We start from the raw sequence: 14,060 nt of genomic DNA, 5'->3' as shown, positions 1-14,060 counted from the left end.
ATGGCAATCGTTAAATGCAAACCGACTTCCCCTGGCCGCCGTTTTGTGGTCAAGGTGGTCAACCAGGAGCTGCATAAAGGCGCTCCTCACGCACCGCTGCTCGAGAAAAAATCGAAGTCTGGTGGTCGTAACAACAATGGTCGTATTACCACTCGTCACATCGGTGGTGGCCATAAGCAGCATTATCGTCTGGTCGACTTCCGTCGCAACGACAAAGATGGCATCGCTGCCACTGTCGAGCGTATCGAATACGATCCAAACCGTACTGCTCACATCGCTCTGCTGCTGTACGCAGATGGCGAGCGTCGCTACATCATCGCCCCTAAAGGCGTGAGCGCTGGCGACCAGCTGATCGCAGGTGCTCTGGCACCGATCAAGCCGGGCAACGCTCTGCAACTGCGTAACATTCCAGTTGGTAGCACCGTACACGGCATCGAATTGAAGCCAGGTAAAGGCGCGCAAATCGCTCGTTCCGCTGGTGCTTCGGCTCAGCTGATCGCTCGTGAAGGTGTCTACGTGACCCTGCGTCTGCGTTCTGGTGAGATGCGTAAAGTGCTGGCTGAATGCCGTGCGACCCTGGGCGAAGTCTCGAACTCCGAGCACAGCCTGCGTTCGCTGGGTAAAGCTGGTGCCAAACGCTGGCGTGGCGTTCGCCCAACCGTTCGTGGTGTTGCCATGAACCCGGTTGACCACCCACACGGTGGTGGTGAAGGTCGTACCTCTGGTGGTCGTCATCCGGTATCGCCATGGGGCTTCCCGACTAAGGGCGCGAAGACTCGTGGTAATAAGCGTACCGACAAAATGATCGTCCGTCGTCGCAAGTAAATAGAGGGATACGACAGTGCCACGTTCTCTGAAAAAAGGTCCTTTTATTGATCTTCACCTACTGAAGAAGATCGAAGTGGCGGCGGAAAAGAACGATCGCAAACCAGTTAAGACCTGGTCGCGTCGTTCGATGATCCTGCCACAAATGGTCGGTCTGACCATCGCAGTACACAACGGTCGTCAACACGTCCCAGTTCTCGTTAACGAAGACATGGTCGGCCACAAACTGGGCGAGTTCGCCGGTACCCGCACTTATCGTGGGCACGTGGCTGACAAGAAAGCCAAGCGTTAAGGGGTTAGGAAATGGAAGTAGCCGCTAAGTTGTCGGGCGCTCGAATCTCCGCCCAGAAAGCCCGCTTGGTCGCCGACCAGATCCGCGGGAAGAAGGTGGGCGAAGCGCTCAACCTGTTGGCTTTCAGCAGTAAGAAAGCCGCCGAGATCATGAAGAAAGTGCTGGAGTCGGCCGTAGCCAACGCCGAGCATAACGAAGGCGCAGACGTTGATGACCTGAAGGTCAGCACCGTTTTCGTCAACGAAGGGCGTTCGCTGAAGCGCATCATGCCACGTGCCAAAGGCCGTGCTGATCGCATCGTCAAGCGGTCTTGCCATATCACTGTCAAGGTTGCTGACAAGTAACGGAGTCGAAGAGATGGGTCAGAAAGTACATCCCATTGGCATTCGCCTGGGAATCGTCAAGGAGCACACCTCCGTCTGGTACGCAGACGGTCGGACTTATGCGGACTACTTGTTCGCTGATCTGAAGGTGCGTGAGTATCTCCAAGACAAACTAAAAAGCGCGTCCGTAAGCCGTATCGATATCCATCGTCCGGCCCAAACTGCACGTATCACCATCCACACCGCTCGTCCAGGTATCGTTATCGGGAAGAAAGGTGAAGATGTTGAGAAACTGCGTCAGGACCTGACCAAGCAAATGGGTGTGCCTGTGCACATCAATATCGAAGAGATCCGCAAGCCGGAACTCGACGGTATGCTGGTTGCGCAGAGCGTAGCTCAGCAGCTGGAGCGTCGCGTAATGTTCCGTCGCGCTATGAAGCGCGCAGTACAGAACGCCATGCGCATTGGTGCCAAAGGCATCAAAATCCAAGTGAGCGGTCGTCTCGGCGGTGCTGAAATCGCACGTACTGAATGGTATCGCGAAGGTCGTGTGCCACTGCACACCCTGCGTGCCGACATCGACTATGCCAACTACGAAGCTCACACCACTTACGGTGTGATCGGTGTAAAGGTTTGGATCTTCAAAGGCGAAGTAATTGGTGGTCGCCAAGAAGAACTGAAACCACAAGCACCAGCGCCTCGTAAAAAAGCTGCTAAGTAAGGGGTACGCCAAATGTTGCAACCTAAGCGTACGAAGTTCCGCAAGCAGATGACAGGCCACAACCGTGGTCTGGCTCAGCGCGGTAGCAAAGTCAGCTTCGGCGAGTTCGCGCTGAAGTCTGTAGCTCGTGGTCGTCTCACCGCTCGTCAGATCGAGTCAGCGCGTCGTGCTCTGACCCGTCACGTAAAACGTGGCGGCAAGATCTGGATCCGTGTATTCCCGGACAAGCCGATCTCCAAGAAGCCTCTCGAAGTGCGGATGGGTAAAGGTAAGGGTAACGTGGAATACTGGGTAGCCCAGATTCAGCCAGGCAAAGTCCTGTATGAAATCGAGGGTGTTTCTGAAGAGCTGGCGCGTGAGGCTTTCGCCCTGGCTGCTGCAAAGCTGCCGCTCGCCACCTCCTTTGTTAAACGGACGGTGATGTGATGAAAGCGAATGAACTTCGTGAAAAATCCGCACAGCAGCTGAACGAGCAACTGCTCGGCTTGCTGCGCGACCAGTTCAATCTGCGCATGCAGAAAGCAACTGGCCAGTTGGGGCAGTCGCATCTGCTCTCGCAAGTTAAGCGTGACATCGCTCGCGTGAAGACTGTGCTCAACCAGCAGGCAGGTAAGTGATCATGGCTGAAGCCGAAAAGACTGTCCGTACGCTGACTGGCCGTGTTGTCAGCGACAAGATGGACAAAACCATCACCGTACTGATCGAGCGTCGCGTTAAGCACCCGATCTACGGTAAATATGTTAAGCGTTCGACTAAGCTGCACGCGCACGACGAAACCAATCAGTGCCACATCGGCGACAAAGTCACTATTCGTGAAACTCGTCCGCTGGCCAAGACCAAGTCTTGGGCCCTGGTTGATGTTCTCGAACGCGCTGTGGAAGTCTAAGGACTAGGGGTCGGAGAAATTATATGATTCAGACTCAATCCATGCTCGATGTGGCCGATAACAGCGGCGCTCGCCGTGTTATGTGCATCAAGGTGCTGGGTGGCTCCCATCGTCGTTACGCTGGTATCGGTGACATCATCAAAGTTACCGTGAAGGAAGCAATTCCTCGCGGTAAAGTGAAAAAAGGCCAAGTGATGACTGCTGTTGTAGTCCGCACTCGTCACGGCGTACGTCGTGCTGATGGCTCCATTATCCGCTTTGATGGCAACGCTGCTGTTCTTCTGAACAACAAGCAAGAGCCGATCGGCACCCGTATCTTTGGGCCAGTGACCCGTGAACTTCGTACTGAGAAGTTCATGAAGATCGTCTCGCTCGCCCCAGAAGTGCTGTAAGGAGATCCGACATGCAAAAGATTCGTCGTGACGACGAGATCATCGTGATCGCCGGCAAAGACAAAGGTAAGCGCGGTAAGGTGCTTAAGGTTCTCGCTAATAACCGTCTGGTTATCGGTGGTCTGAACCTGGTTAAGCGTCATACCAAGCCTAACCCGATGTCGGGCGTGCAGGGCGGTATCGTCGAGAAAGAAGCTCCGCTGGACGCTTCTAACGTCGCCATCTTCAATGGCGAAACCAACAAGGCTGACCGCGTTGGTTTCAAAGTAGAAGACGGTAAGAAAATTCGTGTCTTCAAGTCGACCCAAAAAGCGGTTGATGCTTGAACACTGCTAGGTAGATTAGACCATGGCACGACTACAAGAGATTTACCGGAAGGAAATCGCCCCTAAGCTTAAGGAAGAACTTAAGCTTGGGAACGTGATGGAAGTTCCGCGCGTTACCAAAATCACCCTGAACATGGGTCTAGGCGAAGCGATCGGCGACAAAAAAGTCATCGAGCACGCTGTTGCTGACCTGGAAAAGATCACCGGCCAGAAAGTCGTTGTGACCTACGCTCGCAAATCCATCGCTGGCTTTAAAGTCCGTGAAGGTTGGCCGATCGGCGTCAAAGTGACCCTGCGCCGTGAGCGTATGTATGAATTCCTGGATCGTCTGCTGTCGATCTCCCTGCCTCGGGTTCGCGACTTCCGCGGCCTGAATGCCAAGTCCTTCGATGGTCGTGGTAACTACAGCATGGGCGTGAAAGAGCAGATCATCTTCCCGGAAATCGACTACGACAAGATCGATGCTCTCCGCGGTCTGGACATCACCCTGACCACCACTGCCAAGAACGATGATGAAGGTCGCGCATTGCTGCGTGCTTTCAAATTCCCGTTCCGCAACTGATTGGAGTAGGACCATGGCCAAGATGAGCATGAAAAACCGCGAGCTGAAGCGTCAGCTCACGGTTGCCAAGTACGCCAAGAAGCGTGCAGCACTGAAAGCAATCATCGTTGATCTGAACGCAAGTCCAGAAGCACGTTGGGAAGCTACAGTTGCTCTGCAGAAGCAGCCACGTGACGCAAGCGCCTCGCGCATGCGTAACCGCTGCCGCCTGACCGGTCGTCCACACGGCGTTTACCGCAAGTTCGGCCTCGGCCGTAACAAATTGCGTGAAGCGGCAATGCGTGGTGACGTACCAGGTCTGGTTAAAGCCAGCTGGTAAGTACGTTCGAAGTCCAGGTGGTCTGCATCGCAAGATAACGACCGCCGGTGACCTTGAATCTGGAACAAGCCCCTTTTGGGGCTTGTTTCATTTCTGGAGTGTGTCTAAAATACGCGGCTCGCCTGAGCCCGTGTTTTTTACCCGGAGATTCTCGGCGACATATGTAGCCGAAAGGCTAATTTTTTTGTATTAGGAGCGTCTAGCCCATGAGTATGCAGGACCCGTTAGCGGACATGCTAACTCGTATCCGTAATGCCCAGATGGCTGAAAAGTCCGTCGTAAGCATGCCATCTTCCAAGTTGAAGGTAGCTGTTGCCAAAGTCCTGAAAGACGAAGGCTACATTGCGGGTTATCAGATCAGCAGCGATGTTAAAGCACTGCTGTCCATCGAGCTGAAGTACTTCGAAGGCCGTTCGGTCATCGAGGAAGTGAAGCGCGTTAGCCGTCCAGGCCTGCGTCAGTACAAGTCCGCTGAAGATCTGCCGAAAGTTCGTGGCGGTCTGGGCGTGTCTATCGTCTCCACCAACAAAGGTGTGATGACGGATCGTGCTGCGCGCGCTGCCGGTGTCGGCGGCGAAGTTCTTTGCACTGTGTTCTAAGGGGGGATAAGCATGTCTCGCGTCGCTAAGAACCCCGTTAAGCTGCCAGCCGGTGTCGAAGTCAAATTCGCAGGCCAACAGCTTTCGGTGAAGGGTGCCAAGGGTACTCTTGAACTGAACATCCATTCGTCCGTTGAGATCGTTGAAGAAGCTGGTGAGCTGCGTTTCGCTGCTCGCAATGGCGATCAACAAACTCGCGCAATGGCCGGTACCACGCGTGCGTTGGTAAACAACATGGTCCAAGGCGTAAGCCAAGGCTTCGAGCGTAAGCTCCAGCTGGTCGGTGTTGGTTACAAGGCGCAAGCAAAAGGCACGGTTTTGAACCTGGCCCTTGGCTTCTCGCACCCAGTGGATTACGAACTGCCAGCGGGTATCACTGCCGAGACCCCTAGCCAGACCGATATCCTGATCAAGGGCATCGACAAGCAGCTGGTAGGTCAAGTGGCCGCTGAGATCCGCGACTTCCGTCCACCAGAGCCGTACAAAGGCAAAGGTGTGCGCTACGCGGACGAAGTCGTCCGTCGTAAAGAAGCCAAGAAGAAGTAGGGCATAGCAAATGACCGACAAAAAAGTTACTCGACTGCGTCGCGCTCGCAAAGCACGCCTGAAAATGCACGAACTCGAAGTCGTGCGTCTCTGCGTGTTCCGCTCGTCGCAGCACATCTACGCCCAGGTCATCTCGGCCGACGGCAACAAAGTCCTGGCAAGCGCCTCGACTTTGGATAAAGAACTGCGTGATGGTGCCACCGGCAACATCGACGCGGCCACTAAGGTTGGCCAGCTGGTCGCTACGCGTGCTAAGGCCGCTGGCGTCTCGCAAGTGGCTTTCGACCGCTCTGGCTTCAAGTACCACGGTCGCGTGAAAGCGCTGGCTGATGCTGCTCGTGAAGCTGGGCTGGAGTTCTAAGTTATGTCAAATAACGACCAAAAGCGCGACGAAGGCTACATTGAGAAGCTGGTTCAAGTTAACCGCGTAGCCAAAACCGTTAAAGGCGGCCGTATCTTCACTTTCACCGCGTTGACCGTGGTAGGTGATGGTAAGGGCCGTGTTGGCTTCGGCCGTGGCAAGTCGCGTGAAGTGCCTGCTGCGATCCAGAAGGCAATGGAAGCTGCTCGTCGCAACATGATCCAGGTTGATCTGAACGGCACCACTCTGCAGTACGCAATGAAGTCCGCTCACGGCGCTTCGAAGGTGTACATGCAGCCTGCTTCTGAAGGTACCGGTATCATCGCTGGCGGCGCTATGCGTGCTGTCCTCGAAGTTGCTGGCGTTCAGAACGTTCTGGCCAAGTGCTACGGCTCGACTAACCCAGTAAACGTGGTTCACGCCACTTTCAAGGGTCTGAAGGCTATGCAGTCTCCTGAGTCCATCGCAGCCAAGCGTGGCCTGCGTGTTGAGGAGATCAAGTAATCATGGCTACCGTTAAAGTTACGCTGATCAAAAGCATGACCGGCCGCATCCCTAACCACAAACTGTGCGTTAAAGGTCTGGGTCTGCGTCGCATCGGTCACACTGTAGAAGTCCAGGATACTCCCGAGAATCGCGGGATGATCAACAAGGCTTACTACATGCTGCGTGTAGAGGGTTAATCGATGAAACTCAATGATCTGAGTCCAGCGCCGGGTTCCCGTCGCGAAAAGCATCGTCCGGGCCGTGGTATCGGTAGCGGTTTGGGTAAGACTGGTGGCCGTGGCCACAAAGGTCAAACCTCCCGCTCCGGTGGCACCATCGCTCCAGGCTTTGAAGGCGGTCAACAGCCGCTGCATCGTCGCCTGCCTAAGTTCGGTTTCGTATCCCTGAAAGCCATGGACCGCGCAGAAGTGCGTCTGTCCGAGCTGGCTAAAGTGGAAGGCGACATCGTTACTCTGCAGACCCTGAAAGATGCCAACGTGATCAACGTCAACGTACAGCGTGTGAAAATCATGCTGTCCGGTGAAGTGACTCGCGCTGTCACTATCGGCAAGGGAATCGGCGCCACCAAAGGTGCGCGTTCGGCTATCGAAGCAGCTGGCGGCAAGTTCGAGGAATAAATGGCTAAGCAAGGTGCTCTCTCAGCGCTCGGCAAAGGCGGTATGTCTGAACTTTGGGCTCGTCTGCGTTTTCTGTTCCTGGCGATTATCGTCTACCGAATAGGCGCACACATCCCGGTTCCAGGTATCAACCCGGACCGACTCGCAGACCTGTTTCGACAGAATGAGGGGACCATTCTTAGCTTGTTCAACATGTTTTCCGGCGGCGCGCTGGAACGGATGAGCATTTTTGCACTGGGGATCATGCCGTACATCTCGGCATCGATCATCATGCAACTGATGACCGCCGTCAGCCCGCAGCTGGAGCAGTTGAAGAAGGAAGGTGAAGCTGGCCGTCGCAAGATTAGCCAGTACACCCGCTACGGCACTGTCGTCCTCGCCCTGGTTCAAGCTATCGGCATGTCCGTTGGCCTGGCAGGGCAGGGCGTTGCGTTCACTGGTGACTTTGGCTTCCATTTCGTCGCGGTATCCACGTTTGTGGCTGGTGCGATGTTCATGATGTGGCTGGGTGAGCAGATTACTGAGCGTGGTGTTGGTAACGGTATCTCGATGTTGATTTTCGCAGGTATCGTCGCCGGTCTTCCGAGAGCAATCGGGCAGTCTTTCGAGTCTGCACGTCAGGGTGATATCAATATCTTTGCCCTGGTTGCTATCGGTTTGCTGGCAGTAGCGATTATCGGTTTTGTGGTGTTCATTGAGCGTGGTCAGCGTCGTATTGCTGTTCACTACGCCAAGCGTCAGCAGGGCCGTAAGGTCTTTGCTGCGCAGACCAGCCACTTGCCGCTGAAAGTGAATATGGCCGGTGTTATCCCGGCCATTTTCGCGAGCAGCATTTTGCTGTTTCCGGCTTCGTTGGGTACCTGGTTTGGTCAGTCCGAAAATATGGGCTGGCTGCAGGATCTCTCTCAGTCGATCGCTCCTGGTCAGCCGTTGAATATTCTGCTGTTTAGTGCAGGGATTATTTTCTTCTGCTTCTTCTATACGGCGTTGATGTTCAATCCGAAAGACGTAGCGGAAAACCTGAAGAAGTCCGGTGCCTTTATTCCGGGTATCCGTCCAGGTGAGCAGTCCGCACGCTACATTGATGGTGTTCTGACTCGTTTGACCCTGTTCGGTGCTCTATATATGACGGCCGTGTGCTTGTTGCCCCAGTTCCTGGTGGTTGCAGCAAACGTTCCGTTCTACCTTGGCGGGACCTCGTTGCTGATCGTCGTCGTGGTTGTGATGGACTTCATGTCCCAAGTACAATCGCACCTCGTTTCGCACCAGTACGAATCCCTGATGAAGAAAGCCAACCTGAAGGGCTACGGCAGCGGCATGTTGCGCTGAGTACCCCATAAGGTTCGAGGAGTTGGTGATGAAAGTTCGTGCATCGGTGAAAAAGCTGTGCCGTAACTGCAAGATTATTCGCCGCGAAGGTGTTGTTCGAGTAATTTGCAGCGCGGAACCGCGTCACAAACAGCGCCAAGGCTGAGTGTGATCCGCTTGAAGCCCGGCAGCTAGTGCGCTGCCGGGTTGATTATTTGTTATTACAGCGATATTATCTCGCGCCCTATTTCTTGGCTTCCGGGGCGTAGGTAGCTGTCAATTGGAGTCCCACTGAATGGCCCGTATTGCAGGCGTTAACATTCCAGATAACAAGCACACTGTTATCTCGCTGACCTACATCTATGGTGTTGGTCGCACTACTGCGCAGAAAATTTGCGCAGTTGCTGGGGTAAACCCAGCCGCTAAGATCAAGGATCTGAGCGACGAGCAGATTGAACAGCTGCGTGGCGAAGTGGCGAAGTTCACCACTGAAGGTGACCTGCGTCGCGAAATCAACATGAAAATCAAGCGTTTGATGGACCTCGGTTGCTATCGCGGTCTGCGTCATCGTCGTGGTCTTCCAGTACGCGGTCAGCGTACCAAGACTAACGCGCGTACCCGTAAAGGTCCGCGTAAGCCGATCCGCAAGTAATCGCCCCAGCGAATCGACAGGAAAATTATCATGGCAAAACCTGCTGCTCGTCCTCGTAAAAAAGTTAAAAAGACAGTGGTTGATGGCATCGCCCACATCCATGCATCTTTTAACAACACCATCGTGACCATCACCGACCGTCAAGGTAACGCGCTTTCTTGGGCTACCTCCGGTGGTTCGGGTTTCCGCGGTTCCCGCAAGTCCACCCCGTTTGCTGCTCAAGTAGCTGCTGAACGTGCTGGTCAAGCTGCGCTGGAATACGGCCTGAAAAACCTCGACGTTAACGTCAAGGGCCCAGGTCCAGGTCGTGAGTCTGCTGTCCGTGCTTTGAACGGCTGTGGCTATAAGATCGCCAGCATCACCGACGTGACGCCAATCCCGCACAACGGGTGCCGTCCGCCGAAGAAGCGCCGCGTGTAATCCAGGAGATCGTAAAGAATGGCTCGTTACATTGGTCCAAAATGCAAACTCGCTCGTCGCGAGGGCACCGATCTCTTCCTGAAGAGCGGCGTGCGCGCGATCGAATCGAAGTGCAACATTGAAGCAGCACCTGGTATCCACGGCCAACGCCGCGGTCGCCAGTCCGACTACGGCACCCAACTGCGTGAAAAGCAGAAGGTCCGTCGTATCTACGGCGTTCTCGAGCGTCAGTTCAGCGGCTACTACAAAGAAGCTGCTGGCAAGAAAGGTGCAACCGGTGAAAACCTGCTGCAACTGCTCGAATGCCGTCTGGACAACGTTGTATACCGTATGGGCTTTGGTTCGACTCGTGCCGAATCCCGTCAGCTGGTATCGCACAAGTCGATCAGCGTTAACGGTCAGACCGTAAACGTTCCGTCTTACCAGGTTCGTGCTGGTGACGTGGTCGCAGTTCGCGAGAAAGCTAAAAACCAACTTCGCATTGTCCAAGCTCTCGATCTGTGTGCCCAACGTGGCCGCGTAGAATGGGTAGAAGTAGACACTGAGAAGAAGTCGGGCGTTTTCAAGAACGTTCCTGCTCGCAGTGATCTGTCCGCCGACATCAACGAAAGCCTGATTGTCGAGCTCTACTCCAAGTAAGGGCTAGAAAATAGGTGCATCCATGCAGATTTCGGTAAATGAGTTCCTGACACCCCGCCACATTGATGTGCAGGTTGTCAGTCCAACCCGCGCCAAGATCACTCTCGAGCCTCTCGAGCGTGGTTTTGGCCACACCCTGGGCAACGCGCTGCGCCGCATCCTGTTGTCCTCAATGCCCGGCTGTGCAGTAGTCGAGGCCGAGATTGACGGTGTGCTCCACGAGTACAGCGCCATCGAAGGTGTACAGGAAGACGTAATTGAAATCCTGTTGAACCTTAAAGGTCTGGCTATCAAGCTGCACGGCCGTGACGAAGTTACGCTGACCTTGTCGAAGAAGGGTTCGGGGGTGGTTACCGCTGCCGATATTCAGCTGGATCATGATGTCGAGATCGTTAACCCCGATCACGTAATCGCTAACCTGGCGTCTAACGGCGCCCTGAACATGAAGCTCACCGTAGCTCGTGGTCGTGGTTATGAACCGGCCGACTCGCGTCAGAGCGATGAAGACGAAAGCCGCAGCATTGGTCGCTTGCAGCTTGACTCTTCGTTCAGCCCGGTTCGCCGTATCGCATACGTGGTGGAAAACGCCCGTGTCGAACAGCGTACTAACCTGGACAAGCTGGTTATTGATCTGGAAACCAACGGTACTCTGGATCCTGAAGAGGCTATCCGCCGCGCTGCAACCATTCTGCAACAGCAGTTGGCTGCGTTCGTCGACCTCAAGGGTGACAGCGAACCAGTGGTAATCGAGCAGGAAGACGAGATCGATCCGATCCTGCTTCGCCCGGTTGACGATCTGGAACTGACTGTACGTTCGGCTAACTGCCTTAAGGCGGAAAACATTTACTACATCGGCGACCTGATTCAGCGTACCGAAGTAGAACTGTTGAAGACTCCGAACCTGGGCAAGAAATCCTTGACTGAAATCAAGGACGTTCTGGCCTCCCGCGGTCTGTCCCTCGGCATGCGCCTCGACAACTGGCCGCCTGCAAGTCTTAAGAAGGACGACAAGGCGACTGCCTGATCGTCGTAATCACCGAACGTGAGTTTGGTAAGGAATGAACCATGCGTCATCGTAAAAGTGGTCGTCACCTGAGCCGTACCAGCTCGCACCGCAAGGCCATGTTCCAAAACATGGCGGTGTCGCTGTTCGAGCACGAGCTGATCAAAACTACACTGCCGAAAGCTAAAGAACTGCGTCGCGTTGCTGAGCCGCTGATCACTTTGGCCAAGACAGACAGCCTGGCTAACCGCCGTCTGGCTTTCGACCGTACTCGTTCGAAAGCTATCGTTGGTAAGCTCTTCAACGACCTGGGCAAGCGTTACGCTACCCGTGAGGGTGGCTACCTGCGCATCCTCAAGTGCGGTTTCCGCGCTGGCGACAACGCGCCTATGGCGTACGTCGAGTTGGTTGATCGTGCTACTGCCGGCGAAGCTGTAAGCGCCGAGTAAGACGACAAGCTGTAACGAAGAACCGGGCCTAGCGCCCGGTTTTTTGTGCCCGTAACAAAAGCACCATGTGTACAAGCGCTCAAGGCGAAAGGTCGACACTATCGGAGTCGGAGTTATTGGTAGTTATTTTCTATTGAAGCCCGTGATTTTATGAATTTGTGGGTGTCATGTTGATGATCAATACTCTCCACCAAGCCGATTAGCCGGCAGTTCCAAGCCCGACCTGAGGAATATGCACATGAGCCAGAACAAGATCCTTACCACCGCCAGCGGTGCTCCCGTTGCGGACAACCAGAACTCCCGCTCTGCTGGCCCTCGTGGCCCGCTGCTGCTCGACGATTTTCATCTGATCGAAAAGCTTGCTCACTTCAACCGTGAAAACATTCCAGAGCGTCGCGTACACGCTAAAGGCTCGGGCGCTTACGGCACATTCACGGTCACCAAAGACATTACCCAGTACACCAGCGCCAAGCTGTTCGAGTCCGTTGGCAAGCAGACTCCCACGTTCCTGCGTTTCTCGACTGTAGGTGGTGAGCGTGGTTCGGCGGATACCGAACGTGACCCACGTGGCTTCGCGTTGAAGTTCTATACCGAAGAGGGCAACTGGGACATCGTGGGGAACAACACCCCTGTGTTCTTCATCCGTGATCCGCTGAAATTCCCTGACTTCATCCACACGCAAAAACGCCTTCCGCAAAGCAACTTGAAAAGTGCACAGATGATGTGGGACTTCTGGTCGCACTCCCCAGAGGCGCTGCACCAGGTCACCATCCTGTTTTCGGACCGTGGCATCCCAGATGGCTACCGTCACATGCATGGCTTCGGTAGCCACACTTACAGCCTGATCAACGCGAACGGCGAACGTCATTGGGTTAAGTGGCACTACAAGACCAAGCAGGGCATCAAGAACCTGGCGCCAGCCGAGGCTGCGCGCTTGGCCGGTACCGACCCGGACTACGCCCAGCGCGACCTGTTCGGTGCAATCGAGCGCGGTGACTTCCCTAAATGGCGCGTCTGCATCCAGATCATGACTGAGGCCCAGGCCAATGCTCATTACGAGAACCCGTTCGACGTGACCAAGACCTGGTCGCAGAAAGAGTTCCCGCTGATCGAAGTGGGCGAGTTGGAACTCAACCGTAATCCACAGAACTACTTCGCCGAAGTCGAGCAAGCAGCGTTCGGTCCAAGCAATATGGTTCCAGGGGTTGGCTTGTCGCCAGACCGCATGCTGCAAGGTCGCGTGTTCGCCTACGCAGATGCCCATCGCTACCGTGTTGGCACCAACCATCAGCAACTGCCGGTGAACGCCCCACGCAACTCGGTGAACAGCTACCAGCGTGACGGTTCGATGGCTTTCGGCAGCAACGGTGGTGCCGCGCCAAACTACGAACCAAATAGCTACGCAGATGCGCCTAAACAAGCGCCGCAGTACGCAGAGCCTGCGCTGGCATTGAGCGGTGCGGCAGATCGTTATGATCATCGCGAAGACACTGACTACTACAGCCACGCCGGTGCACTGTTCCGCTTGATGAGTGATGAGCAAAAAGCGCTGCTTACCAGCAACATTGCCGGTGCAATGAGTGGGGTTTCCAGTGATGTGGTGCAGCGTCAATTGCAGCACTTCTATAAGGCAGACCCTGCTTATGGAGAAGCAATCGCAAAGGCACTGGGTGTATCGCTTAACTGACTCTAAACGAGAAGCAGAACCGCCCTCATTTGGGCGGTTTTTGCGTTAAATCCTCTACTTTTCTCCGGAAATATGCACTTTTCTGCCGTTTGTCCCGTGACCTCCGAGTCATCATGGTTCAAACTACAGACTTTCAAGCAGGGAGATGTAGGGCGATGCAAGGTCACCCCGACGTAATCGATTACCTCAACACGTTGCTGACGGGCGAACTGGCTGCTCGTGACCAATATTTCATCCATTCGCGCATGTACGAAGACTGGGGCTTTAACGAGCTCTATGAACGTATCAACCACGAGATGGAAGAAGAGGCACAGCACGCCGACGCACTGATGCGCCGTATCCTGATGCTCGAAGGCACGCCGCGCATGCGTCCCGACGACTTGGATGTAGGCACCACAGTGCCTGACATGCTCGCTGCCGACCTGCGCCTCGAGTACAAAGTCCGTGCCGCGCTTTGCAAAGGCATCGAGCTTTGCGAGCAGCACAACGACTATGTCACCCGCGAAATCTTGCGCGTGCAGTTGAACGATACCGAAGAAGATCACACCTACTGGCTGGAAAAGCAGTTGGGTCTGATCAAGTTGATTGGCCTGGAGAATTACCTGCAATCGCAGTTCTGATTCCCG

At 54.8% G+C, this 14,060-nt stretch carries 26 protein-coding genes; all 26 read left to right on the top strand.

Translation table 11 applies throughout. The features are described 5' to 3' along the window. Positions 1–825: a 50S ribosomal protein L2 gene (gene rplB / locus DYL61_RS11725; RefSeq protein ID WP_003186055.1), complete on the top strand. Its 825-nt coding sequence runs from the start codon at positions 1–3 to the stop codon at positions 823–825. A gap of 16 nt (positions 826–841) precedes the next feature. Further along, complete coding sequence (gene rpsS / locus DYL61_RS11720; RefSeq protein ID WP_002555486.1) at positions 842–1,117, top strand: 30S ribosomal protein S19; 276 nt, start codon at positions 842–844, stop codon at positions 1,115–1,117. Positions 1,118–1,128: 11 nt separating this feature from the next. After that, a complete protein-coding gene (gene rplV, locus DYL61_RS11715) occupies positions 1,129–1,461 on the top strand; it encodes a 50S ribosomal protein L22 (protein WP_003103908.1) in 333 nt (110 codons plus the stop codon). A gap of 13 nt (positions 1,462–1,474) precedes the next feature. Further along, positions 1,475–2,161 carry a 30S ribosomal protein S3 gene (gene rpsC, locus DYL61_RS11710; protein WP_003176422.1) on the top strand — a complete coding sequence of 229 codons (687 nt, stop codon included), beginning with the start codon at positions 1,475–1,477 and terminating at the stop codon, positions 2,159–2,161. Between the two features lie 12 nt (positions 2,162–2,173). Further along, the gene (gene rplP / locus DYL61_RS11705) at positions 2,174–2,587 is read left to right on the top strand and encodes a 50S ribosomal protein L16 (protein ID WP_003176421.1); all 414 of its coding nucleotides are present in this window, start codon (positions 2,174–2,176) and stop codon (positions 2,585–2,587) included. Continuing rightward, positions 2,587–2,778: a 50S ribosomal protein L29 gene (gene rpmC, locus DYL61_RS11700; protein ID WP_002555481.1), complete on the top strand. Its 192-nt coding sequence runs from the start codon at positions 2,587–2,589 to the stop codon at positions 2,776–2,778. Before rplP ends, rpmC begins: the two co-directional genes overlap by 1 nt. Positions 2,779–2,780: 2 nt before the next feature. Continuing rightward, positions 2,781–3,047: a 30S ribosomal protein S17 gene (rpsQ, locus tag DYL61_RS11695; RefSeq protein ID WP_003176419.1), complete on the top strand. Its 267-nt coding sequence runs from the start codon at positions 2,781–2,783 to the stop codon at positions 3,045–3,047. A 23-nt stretch (positions 3,048–3,070) separates the two neighbouring features. Further along, positions 3,071–3,439, top strand: a complete 369-nt coding sequence (rplN, locus tag DYL61_RS11690) for a 50S ribosomal protein L14 (protein WP_002555479.1) — start codon at positions 3,071–3,073, stop codon at positions 3,437–3,439. 11 nt (positions 3,440–3,450) lie between these two features. Continuing rightward, positions 3,451–3,765: a 50S ribosomal protein L24 gene (rplX, locus tag DYL61_RS11685; RefSeq protein WP_003176416.1), complete on the top strand. Its 315-nt coding sequence runs from the start codon at positions 3,451–3,453 to the stop codon at positions 3,763–3,765. A gap of 22 nt (positions 3,766–3,787) precedes the next feature. Beyond that, on the top strand, positions 3,788–4,327 hold the full coding sequence (rplE, locus tag DYL61_RS11680; protein ID WP_003194642.1) for a 50S ribosomal protein L5: 540 nt from the start codon (positions 3,788–3,790) through the stop codon (positions 4,325–4,327). Between the two features lie 13 nt (positions 4,328–4,340). Then, positions 4,341–4,646, top strand: a complete 306-nt coding sequence (gene rpsN / locus DYL61_RS11675; RefSeq protein ID WP_003176414.1) for a 30S ribosomal protein S14 — start codon at positions 4,341–4,343, stop codon at positions 4,644–4,646. Between the two features lie 206 nt (positions 4,647–4,852). Then, entirely contained in the window at positions 4,853–5,245 is a 393-nt protein-coding gene (rpsH, locus tag DYL61_RS11670) for a 30S ribosomal protein S8 (RefSeq protein WP_010206883.1), read from the top strand. 12 nt (positions 5,246–5,257) lie between these two features. Further along, positions 5,258–5,791 (top strand): 50S ribosomal protein L6, encoded by a 534-nt coding sequence (gene rplF, locus DYL61_RS11665; RefSeq protein WP_003194640.1) that lies wholly within the window; start codon positions 5,258–5,260, stop codon positions 5,789–5,791. Between the two features lie 10 nt (positions 5,792–5,801). Next, a complete protein-coding gene (gene rplR / locus DYL61_RS11660) occupies positions 5,802–6,152 on the top strand; it encodes a 50S ribosomal protein L18 (RefSeq protein ID WP_003186037.1) in 351 nt (116 codons plus the stop codon). Positions 6,153–6,155: 3 nt separating this feature from the next. After that, positions 6,156–6,656: a 30S ribosomal protein S5 gene (rpsE, locus tag DYL61_RS11655; RefSeq protein WP_007955637.1), complete on the top strand. Its 501-nt coding sequence runs from the start codon at positions 6,156–6,158 to the stop codon at positions 6,654–6,656. Between the two features lie 2 nt (positions 6,657–6,658). After that, positions 6,659–6,835: a 50S ribosomal protein L30 gene (rpmD, locus tag DYL61_RS11650; RefSeq protein WP_003176408.1), complete on the top strand. Its 177-nt coding sequence runs from the start codon at positions 6,659–6,661 to the stop codon at positions 6,833–6,835. 3 nt (positions 6,836–6,838) lie between these two features. Next, the gene (gene rplO, locus DYL61_RS11645; RefSeq protein WP_016969471.1) at positions 6,839–7,276 is read left to right on the top strand and encodes a 50S ribosomal protein L15; all 438 of its coding nucleotides are present in this window, start codon (positions 6,839–6,841) and stop codon (positions 7,274–7,276) included. Then, positions 7,277–8,605: a preprotein translocase subunit SecY gene (gene secY, locus DYL61_RS11640; protein WP_003194637.1), complete on the top strand. Its 1,329-nt coding sequence runs from the start codon at positions 7,277–7,279 to the stop codon at positions 8,603–8,605. It abuts the gene before it with no gap. Between the two features lie 28 nt (positions 8,606–8,633). Next, on the top strand, positions 8,634–8,750 hold the full coding sequence (gene rpmJ / locus DYL61_RS11635) for a 50S ribosomal protein L36 (protein ID WP_002555468.1): 117 nt from the start codon (positions 8,634–8,636) through the stop codon (positions 8,748–8,750). Between the two features lie 129 nt (positions 8,751–8,879). Next, positions 8,880–9,236 carry a 30S ribosomal protein S13 gene (gene rpsM, locus DYL61_RS11630; RefSeq protein WP_003194635.1) on the top strand — a complete coding sequence of 119 codons (357 nt, stop codon included), beginning with the start codon at positions 8,880–8,882 and terminating at the stop codon, positions 9,234–9,236. 30 nt (positions 9,237–9,266) lie between these two features. Continuing rightward, positions 9,267–9,656 carry a 30S ribosomal protein S11 gene (rpsK, locus tag DYL61_RS11625; RefSeq protein WP_002555466.1) on the top strand — a complete coding sequence of 130 codons (390 nt, stop codon included), beginning with the start codon at positions 9,267–9,269 and terminating at the stop codon, positions 9,654–9,656. Positions 9,657–9,674: 18 nt separating this feature from the next. After that, positions 9,675–10,295 carry a 30S ribosomal protein S4 gene (rpsD, locus tag DYL61_RS11620; RefSeq protein WP_003176404.1) on the top strand — a complete coding sequence of 207 codons (621 nt, stop codon included), beginning with the start codon at positions 9,675–9,677 and terminating at the stop codon, positions 10,293–10,295. Positions 10,296–10,317: 22 nt separating this feature from the next. After that, positions 10,318–11,319 carry a DNA-directed RNA polymerase subunit alpha gene (locus DYL61_RS11615; RefSeq protein ID WP_003176403.1) on the top strand — a complete coding sequence of 334 codons (1,002 nt, stop codon included), beginning with the start codon at positions 10,318–10,320 and terminating at the stop codon, positions 11,317–11,319. A 41-nt stretch (positions 11,320–11,360) separates the two neighbouring features. Continuing rightward, on the top strand, positions 11,361–11,747 hold the full coding sequence (gene rplQ / locus DYL61_RS11610) for a 50S ribosomal protein L17 (protein WP_003176402.1): 387 nt from the start codon (positions 11,361–11,363) through the stop codon (positions 11,745–11,747). Between the two features lie 238 nt (positions 11,748–11,985). Beyond that, a complete protein-coding gene (locus tag DYL61_RS11605; RefSeq protein WP_135308434.1) occupies positions 11,986–13,434 on the top strand; it encodes a catalase in 1,449 nt (482 codons plus the stop codon). A gap of 155 nt (positions 13,435–13,589) precedes the next feature. Next, positions 13,590–14,054 carry a bacterioferritin gene (gene bfr, locus DYL61_RS11600; protein WP_135308433.1) on the top strand — a complete coding sequence of 155 codons (465 nt, stop codon included), beginning with the start codon at positions 13,590–13,592 and terminating at the stop codon, positions 14,052–14,054. Positions 14,055–14,060 lie beyond the last annotated feature (6 nt).

Origin of the sequence: Pseudomonas nabeulensis, from assembly GCF_004682045.1 — a bacterium.
GTDB classification, from domain to species: Bacteria; Pseudomonadota; Gammaproteobacteria; order Pseudomonadales; family Pseudomonadaceae; genus Aquipseudomonas; species Aquipseudomonas nabeulensis.
This window is presented reverse-complemented; position numbering and strand designations above follow the sequence as displayed.

Coding starts and splice junctions, on each gene's coding strand:
- rplB (WP_003186055.1), top strand. CDS start 1: ATGGCAATCGTTAAATGCAAACCGACTTCCCCTGGCCGCCGTTTTGTG.
- rplV (WP_003103908.1), top strand. CDS start 1,129: ATGGAAGTAGCCGCTAAGTTGTCGGGCGCTCGAATCTCCGCCCAGAAA.
- rpsC (WP_003176422.1), top strand. CDS start 1,475: ATGGGTCAGAAAGTACATCCCATTGGCATTCGCCTGGGAATCGTCAAG.
- rplP (WP_003176421.1), top strand. CDS start 2,174: ATGTTGCAACCTAAGCGTACGAAGTTCCGCAAGCAGATGACAGGCCAC.
- rpmC (WP_002555481.1), top strand. CDS start 2,587: ATGAAAGCGAATGAACTTCGTGAAAAATCCGCACAGCAGCTGAACGAG.
- rpsQ (WP_003176419.1), top strand. CDS start 2,781: ATGGCTGAAGCCGAAAAGACTGTCCGTACGCTGACTGGCCGTGTTGTC.
- rplN (WP_002555479.1), top strand. CDS start 3,071: ATGATTCAGACTCAATCCATGCTCGATGTGGCCGATAACAGCGGCGCT.
- rplX (WP_003176416.1), top strand. CDS start 3,451: ATGCAAAAGATTCGTCGTGACGACGAGATCATCGTGATCGCCGGCAAA.
- rplE (WP_003194642.1), top strand. CDS start 3,788: ATGGCACGACTACAAGAGATTTACCGGAAGGAAATCGCCCCTAAGCTT.
- rpsN (WP_003176414.1), top strand. CDS start 4,341: ATGGCCAAGATGAGCATGAAAAACCGCGAGCTGAAGCGTCAGCTCACG.
- rpsH (WP_010206883.1), top strand. CDS start 4,853: ATGAGTATGCAGGACCCGTTAGCGGACATGCTAACTCGTATCCGTAAT.
- rplF (WP_003194640.1), top strand. CDS start 5,258: ATGTCTCGCGTCGCTAAGAACCCCGTTAAGCTGCCAGCCGGTGTCGAA.
- rplR (WP_003186037.1), top strand. CDS start 5,802: ATGACCGACAAAAAAGTTACTCGACTGCGTCGCGCTCGCAAAGCACGC.
- rpsE (WP_007955637.1), top strand. CDS start 6,156: ATGTCAAATAACGACCAAAAGCGCGACGAAGGCTACATTGAGAAGCTG.
- rpmD (WP_003176408.1), top strand. CDS start 6,659: ATGGCTACCGTTAAAGTTACGCTGATCAAAAGCATGACCGGCCGCATC.
- rplO (WP_016969471.1), top strand. CDS start 6,839: ATGAAACTCAATGATCTGAGTCCAGCGCCGGGTTCCCGTCGCGAAAAG.
- secY (WP_003194637.1), top strand. CDS start 7,277: ATGGCTAAGCAAGGTGCTCTCTCAGCGCTCGGCAAAGGCGGTATGTCT.
- rpmJ (WP_002555468.1), top strand. CDS start 8,634: ATGAAAGTTCGTGCATCGGTGAAAAAGCTGTGCCGTAACTGCAAGATT.
- rpsM (WP_003194635.1), top strand. CDS start 8,880: ATGGCCCGTATTGCAGGCGTTAACATTCCAGATAACAAGCACACTGTT.
- rpsK (WP_002555466.1), top strand. CDS start 9,267: ATGGCAAAACCTGCTGCTCGTCCTCGTAAAAAAGTTAAAAAGACAGTG.
- rpsD (WP_003176404.1), top strand. CDS start 9,675: ATGGCTCGTTACATTGGTCCAAAATGCAAACTCGCTCGTCGCGAGGGC.
- DYL61_RS11615 (WP_003176403.1), top strand. CDS start 10,318: ATGCAGATTTCGGTAAATGAGTTCCTGACACCCCGCCACATTGATGTG.
- rplQ (WP_003176402.1), top strand. CDS start 11,361: ATGCGTCATCGTAAAAGTGGTCGTCACCTGAGCCGTACCAGCTCGCAC.
- DYL61_RS11605 (WP_135308434.1), top strand. CDS start 11,986: ATGAGCCAGAACAAGATCCTTACCACCGCCAGCGGTGCTCCCGTTGCG.
- bfr (WP_135308433.1), top strand. CDS start 13,590: ATGCAAGGTCACCCCGACGTAATCGATTACCTCAACACGTTGCTGACG.